Below are 17,472 nucleotides of genomic sequence, written 5' to 3' on the forward strand. Positions count from 1 at the left end.
TCACTCGGCCGACGGGGCGCCGAAGGCAGCCACCACTATGTTCATCGCCGTGGGATTGATGTCCTCCCCCTTCGCGTCCGTCGCGTTGACGCTGTAGACGAGGGTCCGGGAGAGATCACGGGTGGCCGCGACGGCCGTGTTGTAGCCCCAGCGGCCACCCGTCTTGCCCCAGACCTCGCGTCCGCCCAGTCTCATCACCGAGAGACCCGCGCTGAACGCGGCAGGCTTGCCAGTGCCGTACTCGCGCACCGATGCGCCGGGCAGCGTGAACATCTCCTGGAGCAGCGGTCCGCGCACCACCTGCCCGCTGAACAGCGCCCGGGTGAAACGCTCCAGATCGGCGGTGGTCGAGATCAGGTCCCCCGCCGCCCAGGCGTCCGTCGCCCCCCACACCGTCACATCGCGCAGTTCACCGGCCGTGCCGAAGAGCTGGTAGCCGTGGTTGTGCGGCCCGCGGATCGTCGGGTCGGTGCCGGGGAAATACGTGTCCTTCAGGCGCAGGGGCTCCAGGATGCGGTGGGAGACCTGCGAGGCGTACGTGTCACCCGTGACCCGCTCGATCAGCAGGCCGGCCACGGTGTACCCGATGTTTGCGTAGTGCTGCTGGGTGCCGGGCGCGAAGTCCGGCCGGTGCGCGGTGGCCTCGCGTACGGTCTCCGCCGCGTCGTGCAGGTCGAAGCGGTGCGCGTACCACTCCTCCAGGGTGTCGCCGCCCGAGCCGACGGACGGGATGCCGTTCGTGTGGTTCAGCAGCTGGCGCACCGTGACCTTCCCGTACGACGCCGGGATCAGGTCCGGCAGATAGTGCCGGGCCGGACGGTCCAGGCCGAGCCTGCCCTCCCCGGCCAGTTGCAGCACGACGGCCGCCGTGAAGACCTTGGTGACCGAACCGGCCCGGAAGCGGCCGTCCGGGTCCGCCGGCTGCCCGGAGGCCAGGTCGTGGACGCCGGCGCTGCCCCGCCAGCCGCCCCCGGTGCCCGAGACCCGCACCAGCGCGGCCGTGGCGTCGTCCTTCGGGAGCCCTTGGATCGCGGCCCGCAGCGCCCCGGCGTCCGGAGCCTCCCGGGCGGGCTCCTTCTGCGCGGCGTGGCCCGTGGCCGCCGGGGTACCGGCCGCCGCCAGGGCCGGTGCGGCGGGGCCCGCGGCGATGCCGAGGACCAGTGCTGCTGCGACGACGATGCGGGACGTGCGGGTGTTCATGTCCGGTGCCTCCCGGGCGTGGAATCCTCAACTGCTGACGGACTCCATCCTGTTGATCAGCGCGCCCGGTCGGATCCCCCGGCCGGGGGTTTCTCGGAGGGAGGCTTCCTCCCCTGCGCGGGGGAGCCGGAGGCCGGCCCTCCCTCCGGAGAGGGAGTGACGACGCCGCACTCGTACGCACAGATCACCGCCTGGATCCGGTCGCGCAGACCCAGCTTGGACAGCACATTGCCGACATGGGTCTTCACCGTGTGCTCGCTGACGACCAGCGCCGCCGCGATCTCCGCGTTCGACAGCCCGCGGGCCAGGTGCAGCAGCGTCTCGTGCTCCCGGGCGGTCAGTACGTCCAGGCGCGCCGACGGTGCCACGGCCGTGGCGGGCGGGCGCGAGGTGTACTCGGCGATCAGCCGGCGCGCCACCGAAGGAGCCAGCAACGAGTCCCCGGCCGCCACCACCCGTACCGCGTGCACCAGGTCGTCGCGGCGGACGTCCTTGAGCAGGAAACCGCTCGCGCCCGCGTGCAGCGCCTCGTAGACGTACTCGTCGGAGTCGAAGGTGGTCAGCATGACCGTCCGGCAGCCGGTCTCGGCGCTGATGGTGCGGCAGGCATCGATGCCGTCCGTGCCGGGCATCCGGATGTCGAGCAGCGCCACCTCGGGCGCCAGCCGCCGTACCGCTTCGACCGCCGCCCGGCCGTCGCCCGCCTCGGCCACCACCTCGATGTCGGGCTGCGCGTCCAGGATCATCGCGAAGCCGCTGCGCACCAGCTCCTGGTCATCGGCCACCACCACACGGATCGTCAACTTCCCGCTCCTGTCTGTTGCTCCGTCTCCCGCTCCTGCCGCGTCCCCGTCCCCGGCTCCGGCCGCGTCCGCGGAATCGTCACCCGGACCCGGAACCCCCGGCCGCCCGGACCGGCGCCGGTGCGGACCGTGCCACCGTGCGCGGCGGCACGTTCCCGGATGCCGACCAGCCCCAGCCCGGAGCCGCCGCCGGGGCCCCGTCCGTCATCGGTGACGGTGAGGGTCAGTGCCTCGGGGCCGTGATCCAGCCGGACACGGACCGTGGCCGCGTCCGCGTGCCTGACCACGTTCGTCAGGGCCTCCTGCACGATCCGGTAGACGGTCGCCTCGACCGCCAGGCCCGGCGGGCGGGGACGGCCCGTGACCTCGTACGAGACCGCCGGACCGCTGCCGCGCACCCGCTCCACGAGACCGGGCAGTTCGGCCAGCGCGGGCTGGGGCTCCCGCGGCGCGTCCGGCGAGCCCTCGTTCTCGCGCAGCACACCGAGCATCCGGCGCAACTGGACCATCGCGTCCCGGCCCGTCTCCGAGATCGCGTCGAAGGCCGCCTCGGCACGCTCCGGCGCCGTGCGGACCGCCACCGGGCCGGCCTCCGCCTGCACGATCATCAGGCTCACCGCATGGGACAGGATGTCGTGCATCTCCCGGGCGATCCGGGCCCGTTCGCGGGCCGCGGCCTGTTCGGCCTCGATCCGGTGCGTCAGCTCCAGCTGACGGGCCCGGTCCTCCACCGCGCGCAGATAGGCCTTGCGCGTCACCGTGAGCCGGCCGAAGGCGTAGGCCGCCGCGAACACGAACAGGGAGAAGAGCAGCTCCCGCATGTCGTCGCTGCCCAGTCCGACCGAGATCAGCACCGCCAGCGCCGTGAGCACCGCGATCCCGATCCGCTTCGGCGGCGAGGAGAGTTCGGCCACCGTGTAGAACGCCACCAGGCCGGTGTACGGGAGCGGCTGGCCCGGCCCGTCGACGGTGAACTTGTACAGGGCGCCGGCTGCCAGCACCGCGATGAGGATCACGACCGGCGCCCGGCGGCGGGCCACCAGCGGCAGCACCATCAGGGTGGCCAGCCCGTACGCCGTCCACGTCGCGTCCGGCAGCTCCGGCGCGCGCGGGACGACGAACGGTATGGTCATGGCGGCCTGGACCAGCAGAGTGATGAGCAGGTCGACGCCGCGGGGGCCGGCCGCCAGGGCGTGTCCCGGGACTCTCGCCAGGATGTCTCGTATCCGCATCGGACCGGCGCCGTCAGGGCTTCCGCGCCACCGCGCCGAACTGGGCGACCTGTGCCGCACCGGGCTCGGCGCGCCAGCGCGCGCACGACACGATGCCCGGCTCCACCAGGTCGAGCCCCGCCAGGAAGGCGGCGAACTCGGCGCGGCCGCGGGCGGTGATCGGCGGCGTGGCGTTCTCGTTCCAGAACCGCATCGCCGCCTCGTTGCCCTCGCCGCCCAGCTCCAGGGTGGGGTGGGTGAGCACCAGATGGCTGCCGGACGGCACCGCGTCCATCAGCGTGCGCACGATGCGGCGGGCCACTTCCGTGTCGAGGACGAAGTTCAGGATGCCCAGGAGCAGGACCGCGACCGGCCGCTCCAGGTCGAGGGTCGGCCGCGCGGCCCGCAGGATCCGCTCCGGGTCGCGGGCGTCCGCGTCGACGTACTCGATCGCGCCCTGCGGCGAGCCGGCGAGCAGTGCGCGGGCGTGCGCCAGCACGGCCGGGTCGTTGTCGACGTACACGACACGGCAGTCGGGCGCGGTGCGCCGGGCGACCTCGTGGGTGTTGTCCGCGGTCGGCAGACCGGAGCCGATGTCCAGGAACTGCCTGATCCCCGCCTCGCCGGCCAGATACCCCACCGCACGCCCCAGGAACGCCCGGTCGGCGCGCGCCACTTCGCCGATGCTCGGGTACATGCCGGTGACCCGGTCGCCGACCGCACGGTCCACCGGGTAGTTGTCGGTGCCGCCGAGCCAGTGGTTCCAGACCCGCGCGTTGTGGGCGACGTCGGAACGGACCCGGTCGGGAAGGGGGGTGGTGCGGGGATCGGTCACGTCGCTGCTCCTCTTGCTCCGGGCCCGGCATCACGGACGATGGGGCAGGCCCATGATGCCGGACCGGTCAAGGAGAGCCGTCCGCCGGGGAGTTGGCGATGACGCCGTGCAGGACGTCGACCCGGTTGCTGGTGATCGAGTCGACGCCGTGCCGGACGAGGCGGCGCATGGTCCGCCTGGTGTCGGCCGTCCAGGCGGAGACCAGCAGCCCGTCCCGGTGCAGCCGGTCCGTCAGTTCCCGGTCCACCAGGCCGAACCGGTAGTTCAGCCAGCGCGGCCGCACCGCGTCGAGCAGCGTGGCGCGCGGCGGCGCGAGGGTCGTCCAGGTCATGGCGATCTCGGCGTTCGGGTCGGCGGCCCGCACCCGGAGCATGGCGTCGGGACCGGCGCAGTAGTACGCCCGCTCGCCGGCCCCGCACTCGCGCACCACGCCGACGATCTTCTTGACGGAGCCGTCGGTGGAGCCCGGCAGATCGACCATGACGCGGTGCGCCCCGGCGGCGAGCAGCGCGTCGCGCAGGGTGGGCACACCGCCCCGGGTCAGCTCGGTGAGCTCCTCGTGGGTCAGCCGGTCGAGCCGCACCTCGTGGCCCCACAGCCGCTTCAGCGTGGCGTCGTGCAGCAGGACCGGTACGCCGTCGCGGGTGACCCGTACATCGATCTCGACCGCGTCCGCCCCTCGTCCGAGGGCGGAGCGGATCGAGGGGAGCGTGTTCTCGCGGACACGGTAGGGATCGCCGCGGTGGGCCACGGCGGTGACTGAGGTGACCATGGGGTCATTGTGACCACCGAGGTCACCGGCCCGCGCGCTCCAGCCAGTTCGTCGTGTACGTGTCGATCTCGGCGGCCAGCCTCCGCTTGCCGGCCGTGTCGAGGTACGACGCCTCGACCGCGTTCTTCGCGAGTGCGGCGAGACCCCGCTCGTCCAGACCGAGGAGACGGGCGGCCACTCCGTACTCGTTGTTGAGGTCCGTGCCGAACATCGGCGGGTCGTCGCTGTTGATGGTGACCAGTACGCCCGCCTCCACCATCTCCTTGACCGGGTGCTGCTCGATGTCCGCCACCACCCGGGTCGCGATGTTCGAGGTCGGGCAGACCTCCAGCGCGATGCGGTGCTCGGCGAGGTGGGCCAGCAGCTTCGGGTCCTGGACGGAGCTGGTGCCGTGACCGATGCGCTCGGCCTGCAGATGGGTCAGGGCGTCCCAGACGGTCTGCGGCCCGGTGGTCTCCCCGGCGTGCGGCACGGAGTGCAGGCCCGCGGCGATGGCCCGGTCGAAGTAGGGCTTGAACTGCGGGCGTTCCACGCCGATCTCCGGACCGCCGAGACCGAAGGAGACGAGCCCCTCGGGCCGCAGGTCCACGGCGAGCCGGGCGGTCTCCTCGGCCGCTTCGAGCCCGGCCTCGCCGGGAATGTCGAAGCACCAGCGCAGCACGACACCGAGCTCCGCCTCCGCGGCCTTGCGGGCGTCCTCTATGGCCTCCATGAAGGCCTGCTCCGGGATGCCGCGCCGGGTCGAGGAGAACGGGGTCACCGTCAGCTCCGCGTAACGGATGTTCTGCCGCGCCATGTCGCGGGCGACCTCGAAGGTCAGCAGGCGGACGTCCTCCGGTGTGCGGATCAGGTCCACGACGGAGAGATACACCTCGATGAAGTGCCCGAAGTCCGTGAAGGTGAAGTAGTCGGCGAGCGCCTCGGGGTCGGTGGGGACCTTGGAGTCGGGGTGGTGCGCGGCCAGCTCGGCGACGATACGGGGCGACGCGGAACCGACATGGTGGACATGCAGTTCGGCCTTGGGCAGCCCCGCGATGAAGGGGTGCAGATCGGTCATCGGACTCTCCGGGGCGTGGAACGGTTCGGTGCCGGGCGCGGTCGGCCGGGCAGGGGACGGGCATCATCGTAGGCCGGGTCCGCCAGTGGGCAGAGGGGCCGTAGCATGACGGGATCACGATGGGGGAGGCACATGCCAGACAACACAGAGCAGCCCGCGGGCGGGGCCGCGCCGCGCGATCCGTGGGCTCCGCCGGACAGCAAGGTGCCGCTGGAGAAGCCGGCCGGCGATCCTCGCCCGCCCGCTGTGCACAATCAGCCCACGGTCACCTCGATGCCGGGTGTCGGGGAGGGGCCCGCTCAGGCCGACGCACCGCCGGCGGGATTCGGTTCGTCGGCGCAGACCGGGCCGGTGCCCGGAGCCGGATTCGGTCCTGGCCCCGGTCCCGGGGAGGTACCGCCGCCGCCGGTCGGACCGAACGGACCGGGCCAGCAGGTCCCGCCGGTCGCGGGACAATACGGCTACCCGGCCGCACCGGCCCCGCAGTACGGCGGCTACCCGGGATACCCCGGCTACAACCAGGCGCCCTGGGGCGGCCCGCCGCCCTCCAACGGCATGGGCACCGCGGCCATGGTGCTCGGCATCCTGGCCATCTGCATGTTCTGCATCTACGGGATACCCAGCCTGATCCTGGGCGCACTGGCCCTGATCTTCGGCATCCTGGGCCGCAAGCGGGTGCAGCGCGGTGAGGCGACCAACAGCGGCCAGGCGCTCGCCGGGATCATCATGGGATCCATCGGCATCGTTTTCGGTGTGGCGATCATCAGCTTCTTCATCTGGCTGTTCGCCACCCACGCCAGTGAATTCGAGGACAGCGGCTACAACGACGACCCGTACTCCACGTCCCTGGTCGTCGACGTCAACCGATAGCAAGTCTCGGGCGCCGGTGCCGGAACCCCCGCGGCACCGGCGCCGCAGTTCCTGTCGATGGCCCGGGGGGGGCAGATCCCCGTCCCGCCGGGCCATCGGGCGTCCGGGCCGCCTCATGACGCGCGCAGCTCCGCCCGCGCGTCCATCAGCGCGAACCCCAGCAGATTCAGCCCCCGCCAACTCGCCGCGTTCTCCGCCCGCGGGTCGTCCGCCGCCAGCCCGATGCCCCAGACCCGGTCCATGGGGCTCGCCTCGACCAGCACTCGGTCGCCGGTGTTCAGCAGGAACTCCCGCAGCTCCGGATCGCCGGCGAACTTGTGCACGCTGCCGGCCACCACCAGCGCGAACCGCTTGCGTTCCCACACCGCGTCGTCGAAACCGCGGACCAGTCGGCCCACCTTCTTCGCCGCCGCCGGGCTCTTCGCCGCCACCGCCGCGGCCTCCGACTCCGCGTCGTCGAACAGGCGGGCCTTGGCGGCCATCATCCAGTGCTCGGCCGACGCGTACCTCACGCCGTCGACCGTGAAGGGCGACGGCCACCACTGACTGAGGCAGCTCGAACCGATGCGGCCGTCGGGCCGGGGACGGTGCCCCCAGAAGTGCAGATACTTCACCTTCTCGCCGCGCGCGGTCCGCGCGAGGAGATCGTCCATGTGTTCCATGACATGCGATTCTGGCATCCGCCACTGACACTACGTACGGGGAATTCCGCACCGACGCGACACATGGTCGACAGATTCCGTCGCGTAACCAAAAGGCAACAACGGAATCACTTGTTGGGGTTGATCCCCTCTGCCAGGATCGGCACTCAAATCGAGCAGAGGCTACGCCGCTCCCGCACTCCGGGGCACGCGGCGGAGGAGATCGTCATGGGCAACGGCATCCAGGTGCGGGACCGCTTCGCGGACGGCGCACAGTACATCGGCGGAAAGCTGCGGTCCGGAACATCGGGGCGTCACCACGACGTGGTGAACCCGGCGACGGGCGAGACCGTCTACAGCTACGAGCTGGCGGGCACCGCCGACGTGGACGCCGCCGTGGCAGCCGCCCGCGACGCTTTCCCCGGCTGGGCGGGCGCGACGCCCGCCGAGCGGTCCGAGGCGATGCACCGCTTCGCCGCCGTCCTCGCCGAGCAGGCCGACGACTTCGCGTACGTGGAGTCCCTCCAGTGCGGAAAGCCGATCAAGCTCTCCACCGAGTTCGACGTGCCCGGCACCGTGGACAACACCGCCTTCTTCGCCGGCGCCGCCCGCCACCTGGAGGGCAAGTCGGCCGCCGAGTACGACGGCGACCACACCTCGTACGTACGCCGTGAGGCGATCGGCGTCGTCGGCTCCATCGCGCCCTGGAACTACCCGCTCCAGATGGCCGCCTGGAAGATCCTCCCGGCCGTCGCCGCCGGCAACACCATCGTCCTCAAGCCCGCCGAGATCACCCCGCTGACCTCGCTGATGTTCGCCCAGGCGGCCACCGAGGCGGGCATCCCCGACGGTGTGATCAACATCGTCACCGGCGCGGGCAAGGATGCCGGGGAGCACCTCGTCGGCCACCCGGACGTGGTCATGACCTCCTTCACCGGCTCCACCGCGGTCGGCAAGCGGGTCGCGGAGATCGCCACCTCCACCGTCAAGCGCCTCCACCTCGAACTCGGCGGCAAGGCCCCCTTCGTGGTCTTCGACGACGCCGACCTCGAGGCCGCGGTCAACGGCGCGGTCGCCGGAGCGCTCATCAACACCGGCCAGGACTGCACCGCGGCCACCCGCGCCTACATCCAGCGCCCGCTGTACGACGCCTTCGTGCGGGGTGTCGCCGCGCTCATGGAGACCGTCCGGCTCGGCGACCCCTTCGACCCGTCGACCGACCTCGGCCCGCTGATCAGCCATGCCCAGCGGGACCGGGTCGCCGGATTCGTCGAGCGCGCCCGCGCGTACGCCACCGTCGTCACCGGTGGCGAGGCACCCGGCGGCGAACTGGCGGCCGGCGCCTACTACCGGCCGACCCTGGTCGCCGGAGCCGCCCAGGACAGCGAGATCGTCCAGTCGGAGATCTTCGGCCCGGTCCTGGTGGTGCTGCCCTTCGACACCGACGACGAGGGCATCCGCCTTGCCAACGACACCCCGTACGGACTCGCCGCCTCCGCCTGGAGCCGCGACCTGTACCGCGCCAACCGCGCCACCCGCGAGATCAAGGCGGGCTGTGTCTGGGTCAACGACCACATCCCGATCATCAGCGAGATGCCGCACGGCGGATACAAGGCCAGTGGCTTCGGCAAGGACATGTCCTCGTACTCCTTCGAGGAGTACACGCAGGTCAAGCACGTCATGTACGACAACACCGCGGTCGCCCGGAAGGACTGGCACCGCACGATCTTCGGGGACCGATAACCCGGCCGACCCCCGGCCACCCACACCCGAAAGGGCAACGCGCATGGAGCAGTACGAGCCGGAGCGCCTCTCCGCGGCCCAACTCGCCGCGATGCGACGCAGTCTCACCAGCGGCCGGGGCGCTCTGACCCGCCGATCGCTGATCCGCGCCTCCGGCATGGGGGCGCTGGCGATCGGCGGGCTGGGCACGCTGAGCGCCTGCGGCATCCCGCCCGCCAAGCGGGAAGGGGACGCCGCCGCGGCCTCCGACGACCACTCGGCCGAGGAGAAGCAGATCAACTTCTCCAACTGGACCGAGTACATGGACGTCACCGACGACGGCAAGCACCGGCCCACCCTGGAGGCGTTCACCGAGCGCACCGGGATCAAGGTCAAGTACACCGAGGACATCAACGACAACGTCGAGTTCTTCGGCAAGATCAAGCCGCAGCTCGCGGCCGGCCAGGACACCGGCCGCGACATCATCTGCGTCACCGACTGGCTGGCCGCCCGCGTCGTCCGCCTCGGCTGGGCGCAGAAGCTCGACCCTTCGCACCTGCCGCACGCCTACGCCAACCTCTCGGCCCAGTTCCGCTCCCCGGACTGGGACCCGGGCCGTGCCTACTCGTACCCCTGGGCGGGCATCCCCGCCATCATCGCCTACAACTCCAAGGCGACCGGCGGCCGCAAGGTCGACTCCGTCAGCCAGCTGCTCGACGACCCGAAGCTCAAGGGCCGGGTCAGTTTCCTCTCGGAGATGCGCGACTCCGTCGGCATGACCCTGCTCGACATGGGCAAGGACCCCGGCAACTTCACCGACGCCGACTACGACGCCGCGATCGGCCGGCTCCAGAAGGGCGTCGACAAGAACCAGATCCGCCGTTTCACCGGCAACGACTACACCGCGGACCTCGACAAGGGCGACATCGCCGCCTGCGTCGGCTGGGCCGGCGACGTCATCCAGCTCCAGGCCGGGAACCCGGACATCAAGTACGCGATTCCGGCCGCGGGTTACGTCATATCCAGCGACAACCTGCTGGTCCCGGTGAAGGCCCGGCACAAGACCAACGCCGAGAAGCTCATCGACTACTACTACGAGCCGTCGGTCGCCGCGAAGCTCGCCGCGTACATCAACTTCGTCTGCCCGGTCGACGGGGTCCGCGACGAGCTGGCGAAGATCGATCAGGCGATGGCCGACAACGTCCTGATCCTCCCGGACAAGGAGATGGCGTCCCGGTCGCATGCCTTCCGCTCCCTGACCAGCAAGGAAGAGACGGCGTACGAAGAGAAGTTCGCCAAGCTCATCGGCGCCTGACCGCCGCGCCTTCCCCGCCCCACCCGATCCCCCCGATCTCCCCCTGATCTCCCTCTGACACCACCGGGACCGCGATCCATGACACAGCAGCAGACAGGCGGCGACGTCCGCCTCACCGGGATCAGCAAGACGTACGGCTCCTTCGCAGCCGTCAAGCCGCTCGATCTGACCGTCCCGCAGGGCTCCTTCTTCGCGCTGCTCGGCGCGTCCGGCTGCGGCAAGACCACCACCCTGCGGATGATCGCGGGCCTGGAGGAGGCCACCACCGGCACGGTCTCGCTCGGCGGCCGGGACATCACCGGGCTTCCCCCGTACAAACGGCCCGTCAACACGGTCTTCCAGAGCTACGCGCTCTTCCCGCACCTCGACATCACCGAGAACGTCGCCTTCGGTCTGCGCCGGCGCGGCATCAAATCGGTGAAGAAGCAGGTCGACGAGATGCTGGAGCTGGTCCAGCTCGGCGACTTCGCCAAGCGCAAGCCGCACCAGCTCTCCGGCGGCCAGCAGCAGCGCGTCGCCGTCGCCCGCGCCCTGATCAACCACCCGCAGGTGCTCCTGCTCGACGAACCGCTCGGCGCCCTCGACCTCAAGCTGCGCCGCCAGATGCAGCTGGAGCTCAAGCGCATCCAGACCGAGGTCGGCATCACCTTCATCCACGTCACCCACGACCAGGAGGAGGCCATGACCATGGCCGACACCGTCGCGGTGATGAACGGCGGCCGGGTCGAGCAGCTCGGTGCCCCCGCCGATCTGTACGAGAATCCGAGGACGACGTTCGTCGCCAACTTCCTCGGCACGTCCAACCTCATCGAGGGCGAGATCGTCTCCGCGGGCACGGACATCGTCGTGGCGGCCGGCGGCGGCAGGCTGCGGCTGCCCACCGAGCGATGTTCGGCCCCGACCGCCGACGGCGGCAAGCTGCTGCTCGGCGTTCGCCCGGAGAAGATCTCGCTCGCGCACGCCGACGACGCGGACGCGATAGCCGACGGCCGCAACCGGGTCACCGGCCGGATCGTCGACTCCAGCTTCATCGGGGTGTCCACGCAGTACGTGGTGGAGAGCCCGGCGGGCAAGGCGCTCCAGGTCTACGAGCAGAACATCGAGCGCGACGCCCGGCTCACCCCCGGCGCCGAGGTCGTGCTGCACTGGAACCCGGCGCACACCTTCGGCCTGGACGCCGCCCAGGACATCGACGCCGGTGTGGAGACGGTGGAGGACGCGGCGTGACCGTCACCAAGGAGGCGCCACCGGCGCCCGTCACGGCGGAGCTCAAGGTTCGCAAGGCCTCCACCCGCAAGCGCCTCGTGCCCTACTGGCTGCTGCTCCCCGGCATCCTGTGGCTGCTCGTCTTCTTCGCGCTGCCGCTGGTCTACCAGGCGTCGACCTCCGTACAGACCGGATCCCTGGAGAAGGGCTTCGAGGTCACCTGGCACTTCCAGACCTACTGGGACGCGCTGACCGACTACTACCCGCAGTTCATCCGGTCCCTGCTGTACGCCGGCACCGCCACCATCCTGTGCCTGCTGCTCGGCTACCCGCTCGCCTACCTCATCGCGTTCAAGGCCGGACGCTGGCGCAACGTCGTCCTGGTGCTGGTCATCGCGCCGTTCTTCACCAGCTTCCTGATCCGCACGCTCGCCTGGAAGACGATCCTCGCGGACGGCGGCGCGGTCGTCGACGTACTGAACACCCTGCACGTCCTGGACGTCACCAGCTGGCTCGGCTGGACCGAGTCCAACCGGGTGCTGGCCACGCCGATGGCGGTGGTCTGCGGCCTCACGTACAACTTCCTGCCGTTCATGATCCTGCCGCTCTACACCTCGCTGGAGCGGATCGACGGCAGGCTGCACGAGGCGGCCGGCGATCTGTACGCCACCCCCGCCACCACCTTCCGCAAGGTGACCTTCCCGCTCTCCATGCCGGGCGTCGTCTCCGGAACCCTGCTCACCTTCATCCCGGCCAGCGGTGACTACGTCAACGCGGAACTGCTGGGCTCCACCGACACGAAGATGGTCGGCAGCGTCATCCAGACCCAGTTCCTGCGCGTCCTGGACTATCCGACGGCGGCCGCGCTCTCCTTCATCCTCATGGCGGTCGTCCTGATCATGGTCACCGTCTACATCCGCCGCTCCGGGACGGAGGACCTGGTCTGATGCCCGTACTGCGCTGGATTCGCCGGAATCTGATCGTCATCGCAGGTCTGCTGACCCTCGCGTACATGATCCTGCCGAACGTCGTCGTCATGGTGTTCTCGTTCAACAAGCCGAACGGGCGCTTCAACTACTCCTGGCAGCGCTTCTCCCTGGACGCCTGGAAGGACCCCTGCGGCGTCGCCGACATGTGCGGCTCGCTCTCGCTGTCCCTCCAGATCGCCGTCTGGGCCACCGTCGGCGCGACCGTCCTCGGCACGATGATCTCCTTCGCGCTGGTCCGCTACCGCTTCCGGGCGCGCGGCGCGATCAACTCGCTGATCTTCCTGCCGATGGCGATGCCCGAGGTCGTCATGGCCGCCTCGCTGCTCACGCTCTTCCTCAACATGGGTGCGCAGCTGGGCTTCTGGACGATCCTGATCGCGCACATCATGTTCTGCCTGAGCTTCGTCGTGACGGCCGTGAAGGCGCGCGTGATGTCGATGGACCCGAGGCTGGAGGAGGCGGCCCGCGATCTGTACGCCGGACCCGTGCAGACCTTCCTGCGGGTGACGCTGCCGATCGCCGCCCCCGGAATCGCGGCGGGAGCGCTGCTCGCCTTCGCGCTCTCCTTCGACGATTTCATCATCACCAATTTCAACGCGGGCTCCACCGTGACCTTCCCCATGTTCGTCTGGGGATCGGCACAGCGCGGCACGCCCGTGCAGATCAACGTCATCGGAACGGCGATGTTCATCATCGCTGTCATGGTGGTCGTCGTCGGCCAGCTGATCGCGAACCGGCGCAAGAACAGCGCACGATAGAAAGCCCTGAAGGAGTTGGAAACCATGGCCCCAGCTGCCATGCGTACTGCTGCACAATCACTCTCCGACGCGAAGCCCGTCTCGTTCTGGCTGGACGACCCGGGCAAGCCCGAGGCGCTGCCCGCGCTCACCGGCGACGAGCACTGCGATCTGCTCGTCGTCGGCGGCGGCTACAGCGGACTGTGGACCGCGCTGATCGCCAAGGAACGCGACCCGGAACGGGACGTCGTACTGATCGAGGGGCACGAGGTGGGCTGGGCCGCCTCCGGCCGCAACGGCGGATTCTGCGCCGCCTCCCTCACCCACGGCCTGCCCAACGGCCTGGAGCGCTGGCCGGACGAGATCCACAGGCTGGAGGAGCTCGGAGAGCGCAACCTCGACGCCATCGAGGCCGCCGTCGCCCGTTACTCGATCGACTGCGAATTCGAGCGGACCGGCGAGATCGACGTCGCCACCGAGCCCCACCAGCTCGAAGAGCTCCGCGAATGGCACCAGGAGGCCGAGAAGCTCGGCTTCACCGGGACGGAATTCCTGGACCGGGACGCGCTGCGCGCCGAAGTCGACTCACCGACATTCCTGGGCGGTCTCTGGGACCGGCGGGGCGTCGCCATGCTGCACCCCGCCAAGCTGGCCTGGGGCCTGAAGCGGGCCTGCCTCGAACTCGGGGTGCGGATGTACGAGCACACCCGGGGTCTCGAACTCGCCAGGTCCACCACGGGAATGGCGGTCCGCACCCCGTACGGAAGGGTCTTCGCACGCCGGGTCGCACTCGGTACGAACATCTTCCCGTCGCTGGTCAAGCGGGTGCGCCCGTACACGGTGCCGGTCTACGACTACGCGCTGATGACCGAGCCGCTCACCGCGGACCAGCTGGCCTCCATCGGCTGGAGGAACCGGCAGGGCCTGGGCGACAGCGCCAATCAGTTCCATTACTTCCGGCTGTCGGCCGACAACCGGATCCTGTGGGGCGGCTATGACGCGATCTATCCGTACGGCGGCCGGCTGAGCGCCGATCTCGATCAGCGTCCGGAGACCTTCCTCAAGCTCGCGGGCCAGTTCTTCGACTGTTTCCCGCAGTTGGCCGGGGTTCGTTTCAGCCATGCCTGGGGCGGGGCGATCGATACCTGTTCGCGCTTTTCCGCGTTCTTCGGCACGGCCCATCAGGGCCGGGTCGCCTATGCCGCCGGATTCACCGGACTCGGCGTCGGCGCCACCCGTTTCGGGGCCGATGTGATGCTCGATCTGCTGGCGGGTGAACAGAACGAACGGACCACGCTGGAAATGGTCCGCAGCAAGCCGATGCCGTTCCCGCCGGAGCCCTTCGCCTGGGCCGGGATCGAGCTCACCAAGAGGTCCCTGGCCAGGGCCGACAGCAACGGCGGCCACCGCAATCTCTGGCTGCGGACGATGGACCGGCTGGGGCTCGGCTTCGACAGCTGAGTCCGACCGGCCGGTCACCTCCGGGGGGTGACCGGCCGGGTCCCCGTAAATTCATTGCCCGAACCCGCGTAATCGACCGGCTCCACCTCTCTCTCCCGTGTGAACACACCGGCAATGCATGGCCGGTGCACACGGAAATGGAGGCCGGTCATGGCTGGCGCGGGGGCCAAAGCAGCAGTCGAGTGGCTCGTATCGGTGGCGCCAGATCCGGACGCCTGCAGGTGGGAATGGGAGCGCAATCCCCGCGGGATCGCGCTCCTTCCCGCCGGCCGACGCTGGGACGTGCTGATTCTTCCGGGGGAGCTGGGCTATCCCACCCTCGACGCACTGACCCGCCTCATCGACAGGCCCGGTCCCGTTCTCTCCGACTTCGGCAATTCCCGCATGGGCTTCTTCGTGCCGCCGGGCACCGTCGTCCGCTGGGTCGGCACCGGTGTGCGGGGAGTGGGGCAGGGAACCTGGATCGTCGTGCCGCATCCGGGCCGGGCATCCAACGGCGGGGTGCGCTGGCTGATCCCGCCGGACGGCTCGGGAAACCTCACCGACGCGACACTTCTGGAACTCGCGATGCACGAGGCGGCGGCCGGGCAGGCCGGGAGCGGCGGGGACTGACACCGACCGGGCGAGCGGCGGGAACGGTGTACGCGGTCGACCGGTCGGGCGGCCCGGGACTGTCAGAGGTCTTGACAACCCGATTGGTCTGGACCATGTTGTGGCGGCCGCGCTCAATTCCCCCATGCACGGAGGCCGTTGTGGAACGCACGGGACCCCCCGCCCGATTTACCGGAGTCGTGGCCGCCTTCGCGGCGGCCCTGCTCGCCGCCGGCGGTCTGACCGCCCTCGCTCCGTCCGCCGCAGCCGCCGACGTCGACCTGGCACGCAACGGCGGCTTCGAGTCCGGCCTGGACGGCTGGAGCTGTACCGGCGGCAGCGGAGCCGCCGTCGGCACACCGGCCCACAGCGGCACCTCGGCGCTGAAGGCGACCCCGGCCGGCGCCGACAACGCCAAGTGCTCCCAGGTGGTGACGGTCGAGCCGGACTCCACCTACACGCTGGGCGCCTGGGTGCAGGGCTCCTACGTCTACCTCGGCGCGGAGGGCACCGGCACCACCGACGTGTCCACCTGGACCCAGTCGTCCACCGACTGGAAGCAGCTCACCACCACCTTCAGGACGGGCCCGTCCACCACCCGGGTGACCGTCTACACCCACGGCTGGTTCGGCACTCCCGCCTACTACGCCGACGACCTCACCCTGGTCGGTCCGGGCGGCGCCCCGGCCGAGCTCCCGGCCGCCCCCACCGGACTCAAGGCCGGCACGGTCACCGCCTCCTCGGTCGACCTGTCCTGGACCGGTTCCGCCGGGGCCACCGGCTACAACGTCTACCGGGGCGGCACCAAGGTCCTCTCGGTCACCGGCACCTCCGCCACCGTGACCGGCCTCACCGCGTCGACCGCGTACAGCTTCCAGGTCGCCGCCACCAACTCCGCGGGCGAGTCCGCCGGATCGGCCGCGGTCGCGGCCACCACCACGGCGGGCGGCGGCGGAGGCGGGGGAGGCGGCCTGCCCGCCCACGCGCTCGTCGGCTATCTGCACTCCAGCTTCGCCAACGGCTCCGGCTACACGCGGATGGCGGACGTGCCCGATTCCTGGGACGTCATCGACCTGGCCTTCGGCGAGCCGACCTCGGTGACCTCCGGTGACATCCGCTTCTCGCTCTGCCCGGGAGGGGGCACCTCCCGCTCGAGCGAAGCCGAGAGTGGGGGAGAGTGCCCGAACGTGGAGTCCGTCGCCGAGTTCAAGGCGGCCATCAAGGCCAAGCAGGCCGCGGGCAAGAAGGTGCTCATCTCCATCGGCGGCCAGAACGGCCAGGTCCAGCTCTCCACCACCGCCGCCCGCGACACCTTCGTCTCCTCGGTCAGCAAGATCATCGACGAGTACGGTCTGGACGGCCTCGACATCGACTTCGAGGGCCACTCGCTCTCGCTGAACACCGGGGACACCGACTTCCGCAACCCCACCACCCCGGTCGTCGTCAACCTGATTTCCGCGGTGAAGGCCCTCAAGGCCAAGTACGGCGACAAGTTCGTCCTGACGATGGCCCCCGAGACCTTCTTCGTCCAGCTCGGCTACCAGTACTACGGCTCGGGCCCCTGGGGCGGCCAGGATCCCCGGGCGGGCGCCTACCTCCCGGTCATCCACGCGCTGCGCGACGACCTGACCCTGCTGCACGTCCAGGACTACAACTCGGGCTCCATCATGGGCCTGGACAACCAGTACCACTCGATGGGCGGCGCGGACTTCCACATCGCCATGACCGACATGCTGCTCACCGGCTTCCCGGTGGCGGGCGACCAGACCAAGGTCTTCCCGGCGCTCCGCCCCGAGCAGGTCGCCATCGGGCTGCCGGCCTCCACCCAGGCGGGCAACGGCCACACCTCGCCCGCCGAGGTCACCAAGGCGCTGAACTGCCTGACGAAGAAGACCGACTGCGGCTCCTACGCCACCCACGGAACATGGCCGGCGCTGCGCGGGCTGATGACGTGGTCGATCAACTGGGACCGGTTCAACAACGGGGAGTTCTCGAAGAACTTCGACAGCTGGCGGTCTACAGCTTCCTGACCAGCCAATTCATCGGGCCGCTGGGGTGGTTT

At 70.3% G+C, this 17,472-nt stretch carries 16 protein-coding genes; 9 read left to right on the forward strand and 7 right to left on the reverse strand.

The genetic code is table 11. The annotated features are described in order from the left end of the window. The 6 genes from ACFVX4_RS30395 to ACFVX4_RS30420 all read right to left on the reverse strand — a co-directional run bounded on the left by ACFVX4_RS30395 (nucleotide 1) and on the right by ACFVX4_RS30420 (nucleotide 5,878). Complete coding sequence (locus ACFVX4_RS30395) at nucleotides 1-1,200, reverse strand: serine hydrolase domain-containing protein (protein WP_389983167.1); 1,200 nt, start codon at nucleotides 1,198-1,200, stop codon at nucleotides 1-3. A gap of 56 nt (nucleotides 1,201-1,256) precedes the next feature. Then, nucleotides 1,257-2,003, reverse strand: a complete 747-nt coding sequence (locus tag ACFVX4_RS30400) for a response regulator (RefSeq protein WP_389983170.1) — start codon at nucleotides 2,001-2,003, stop codon at nucleotides 1,257-1,259. Beyond that, complete coding sequence (locus ACFVX4_RS30405) at nucleotides 2,000-3,235, reverse strand: sensor histidine kinase (RefSeq protein WP_389983173.1); 1,236 nt, start codon at nucleotides 3,233-3,235, stop codon at nucleotides 2,000-2,002. Before ACFVX4_RS30405 ends, ACFVX4_RS30400 begins: the two co-directional genes overlap by 4 nt. Before the next feature lie 13 nt (nucleotides 3,236-3,248). Then, the gene (locus ACFVX4_RS30410) at nucleotides 3,249-4,049 is read right to left on the reverse strand and encodes an SAM-dependent methyltransferase (protein WP_389983176.1); all 801 of its coding nucleotides are present in this window, start codon (nucleotides 4,047-4,049) and stop codon (nucleotides 3,249-3,251) included. A 67-nt stretch (nucleotides 4,050-4,116) separates the two neighbouring features. Then, on the reverse strand, nucleotides 4,117-4,821 hold the full coding sequence (locus tag ACFVX4_RS30415) for a glycerophosphodiester phosphodiesterase (RefSeq protein ID WP_389983179.1): 705 nt from the start codon (nucleotides 4,819-4,821) through the stop codon (nucleotides 4,117-4,119). Between the two features lie 22 nt (nucleotides 4,822-4,843). After that, nucleotides 4,844-5,878 (reverse strand): adenosine deaminase, encoded by a 1,035-nt coding sequence (locus ACFVX4_RS30420; protein ID WP_389983182.1) that lies wholly within the window; start codon nucleotides 5,876-5,878, stop codon nucleotides 4,844-4,846. Between the two features lie 132 nt (nucleotides 5,879-6,010). Between ACFVX4_RS30420 and ACFVX4_RS30425 the strand changes: the two genes are divergently transcribed. Continuing rightward, the gene (locus ACFVX4_RS30425; protein ID WP_389983185.1) at nucleotides 6,011-6,748 is read left to right on the forward strand and encodes a DUF4190 domain-containing protein; all 738 of its coding nucleotides are present in this window, start codon (nucleotides 6,011-6,013) and stop codon (nucleotides 6,746-6,748) included. A 113-nt stretch (nucleotides 6,749-6,861) separates the two neighbouring features. Here ACFVX4_RS30425 and ACFVX4_RS30430 read toward each other — a convergent pair whose 3' ends face one another. Next, entirely contained in the window at nucleotides 6,862-7,401 is a 540-nt protein-coding gene (locus tag ACFVX4_RS30430) for an NADAR family protein (protein WP_389983188.1), read from the reverse strand. 216 nt (nucleotides 7,402-7,617) lie between these two features. On the opposite strand from ACFVX4_RS30430, the gene ACFVX4_RS30435 reads away from it, so the two are divergent. From ACFVX4_RS30435 to ACFVX4_RS30470, 8 genes are all read left to right on the forward strand, one after another. Then, nucleotides 7,618-9,132: a gamma-aminobutyraldehyde dehydrogenase gene (locus tag ACFVX4_RS30435; RefSeq protein WP_389983191.1), complete on the forward strand. Its 1,515-nt coding sequence runs from the start codon at nucleotides 7,618-7,620 to the stop codon at nucleotides 9,130-9,132. A gap of 43 nt (nucleotides 9,133-9,175) precedes the next feature. Beyond that, nucleotides 9,176-10,426, forward strand: a complete 1,251-nt coding sequence (locus tag ACFVX4_RS30440; RefSeq protein WP_389983194.1) for a PotD/PotF family extracellular solute-binding protein — start codon at nucleotides 9,176-9,178, stop codon at nucleotides 10,424-10,426. A 78-nt stretch (nucleotides 10,427-10,504) separates the two neighbouring features. Then, the gene (locus ACFVX4_RS30445; protein WP_389983197.1) at nucleotides 10,505-11,653 is read left to right on the forward strand and encodes an ABC transporter ATP-binding protein; all 1,149 of its coding nucleotides are present in this window, start codon (nucleotides 10,505-10,507) and stop codon (nucleotides 11,651-11,653) included. After that, nucleotides 11,650-12,579, forward strand: coding sequence for an ABC transporter permease (locus ACFVX4_RS30450; RefSeq protein ID WP_266427396.1), 930 nt, complete (start codon nucleotides 11,650-11,652; stop codon nucleotides 12,577-12,579). The genes ACFVX4_RS30445 and ACFVX4_RS30450 overlap by 4 nt, the downstream gene beginning before the upstream one ends. Then, on the forward strand, nucleotides 12,579-13,379 hold the full coding sequence (locus tag ACFVX4_RS30455) for an ABC transporter permease (protein ID WP_124716097.1): 801 nt from the start codon (nucleotides 12,579-12,581) through the stop codon (nucleotides 13,377-13,379). The genes ACFVX4_RS30450 and ACFVX4_RS30455 overlap by 1 nt, the downstream gene beginning before the upstream one ends. Before the next feature lie 24 nt (nucleotides 13,380-13,403). Then, the gene (locus tag ACFVX4_RS30460; protein WP_389983201.1) at nucleotides 13,404-14,819 is read left to right on the forward strand and encodes an NAD(P)/FAD-dependent oxidoreductase; all 1,416 of its coding nucleotides are present in this window, start codon (nucleotides 13,404-13,406) and stop codon (nucleotides 14,817-14,819) included. A gap of 150 nt (nucleotides 14,820-14,969) precedes the next feature. Next, nucleotides 14,970-15,431 carry a hypothetical protein gene (locus ACFVX4_RS30465; protein WP_389983204.1) on the forward strand — a complete coding sequence of 154 codons (462 nt, stop codon included), beginning with the start codon at nucleotides 14,970-14,972 and terminating at the stop codon, nucleotides 15,429-15,431. Nucleotides 15,432-15,571: 140 nt separating this feature from the next. Continuing rightward, a complete protein-coding gene (locus ACFVX4_RS30470) occupies nucleotides 15,572-17,440 on the forward strand; it encodes a chitinase (protein WP_389983207.1) in 1,869 nt (622 codons plus the stop codon). Nucleotides 17,441-17,472: the final 32 nt, after the last annotated feature.

This window comes from Streptomyces sp. NPDC058240 (assembly GCF_042882135.1).
Classification (GTDB): Bacteria; Actinomycetota; Actinomycetes; order Streptomycetales; family Streptomycetaceae; genus Streptomyces.

Excerpts from the sequence above, each read along its gene's own strand:
- ACFVX4_RS30395 (WP_389983167.1), bottom strand. The coding sequence starts at position 1,200 with ATGAACACCCGCACGTCCCGCATCGTCGTCGCAGCAGCACTGGTCCTC.
- ACFVX4_RS30405 (WP_389983173.1), bottom strand. The coding sequence starts at position 3,235 with ATGCGGATACGAGACATCCTGGCGAGAGTCCCGGGACACGCCCTGGCG.
- ACFVX4_RS30415 (WP_389983179.1), bottom strand. The coding sequence starts at position 4,821 with ATGGTCACCTCAGTCACCGCCGTGGCCCACCGCGGCGATCCCTACCGT.
- ACFVX4_RS30420 (WP_389983182.1), bottom strand. The coding sequence starts at position 5,878 with ATGACCGATCTGCACCCCTTCATCGCGGGGCTGCCCAAGGCCGAACTG.
- ACFVX4_RS30425 (WP_389983185.1), top strand. The coding sequence starts at position 6,011 with ATGCCAGACAACACAGAGCAGCCCGCGGGCGGGGCCGCGCCGCGCGAT.
- ACFVX4_RS30430 (WP_389983188.1), bottom strand. The coding sequence starts at position 7,401 with ATGGACGATCTCCTCGCGCGGACCGCGCGCGGCGAGAAGGTGAAGTAT.
- ACFVX4_RS30435 (WP_389983191.1), top strand. The coding sequence starts at position 7,618 with ATGGGCAACGGCATCCAGGTGCGGGACCGCTTCGCGGACGGCGCACAG.
- ACFVX4_RS30440 (WP_389983194.1), top strand. The coding sequence starts at position 9,176 with ATGGAGCAGTACGAGCCGGAGCGCCTCTCCGCGGCCCAACTCGCCGCG.
- ACFVX4_RS30445 (WP_389983197.1), top strand. The coding sequence starts at position 10,505 with ATGACACAGCAGCAGACAGGCGGCGACGTCCGCCTCACCGGGATCAGC.
- ACFVX4_RS30455 (WP_124716097.1), top strand. The coding sequence starts at position 12,579 with ATGCCCGTACTGCGCTGGATTCGCCGGAATCTGATCGTCATCGCAGGT.
- ACFVX4_RS30460 (WP_389983201.1), top strand. The coding sequence starts at position 13,404 with ATGGCCCCAGCTGCCATGCGTACTGCTGCACAATCACTCTCCGACGCG.
- ACFVX4_RS30465 (WP_389983204.1), top strand. The coding sequence starts at position 14,970 with ATGGCTGGCGCGGGGGCCAAAGCAGCAGTCGAGTGGCTCGTATCGGTG.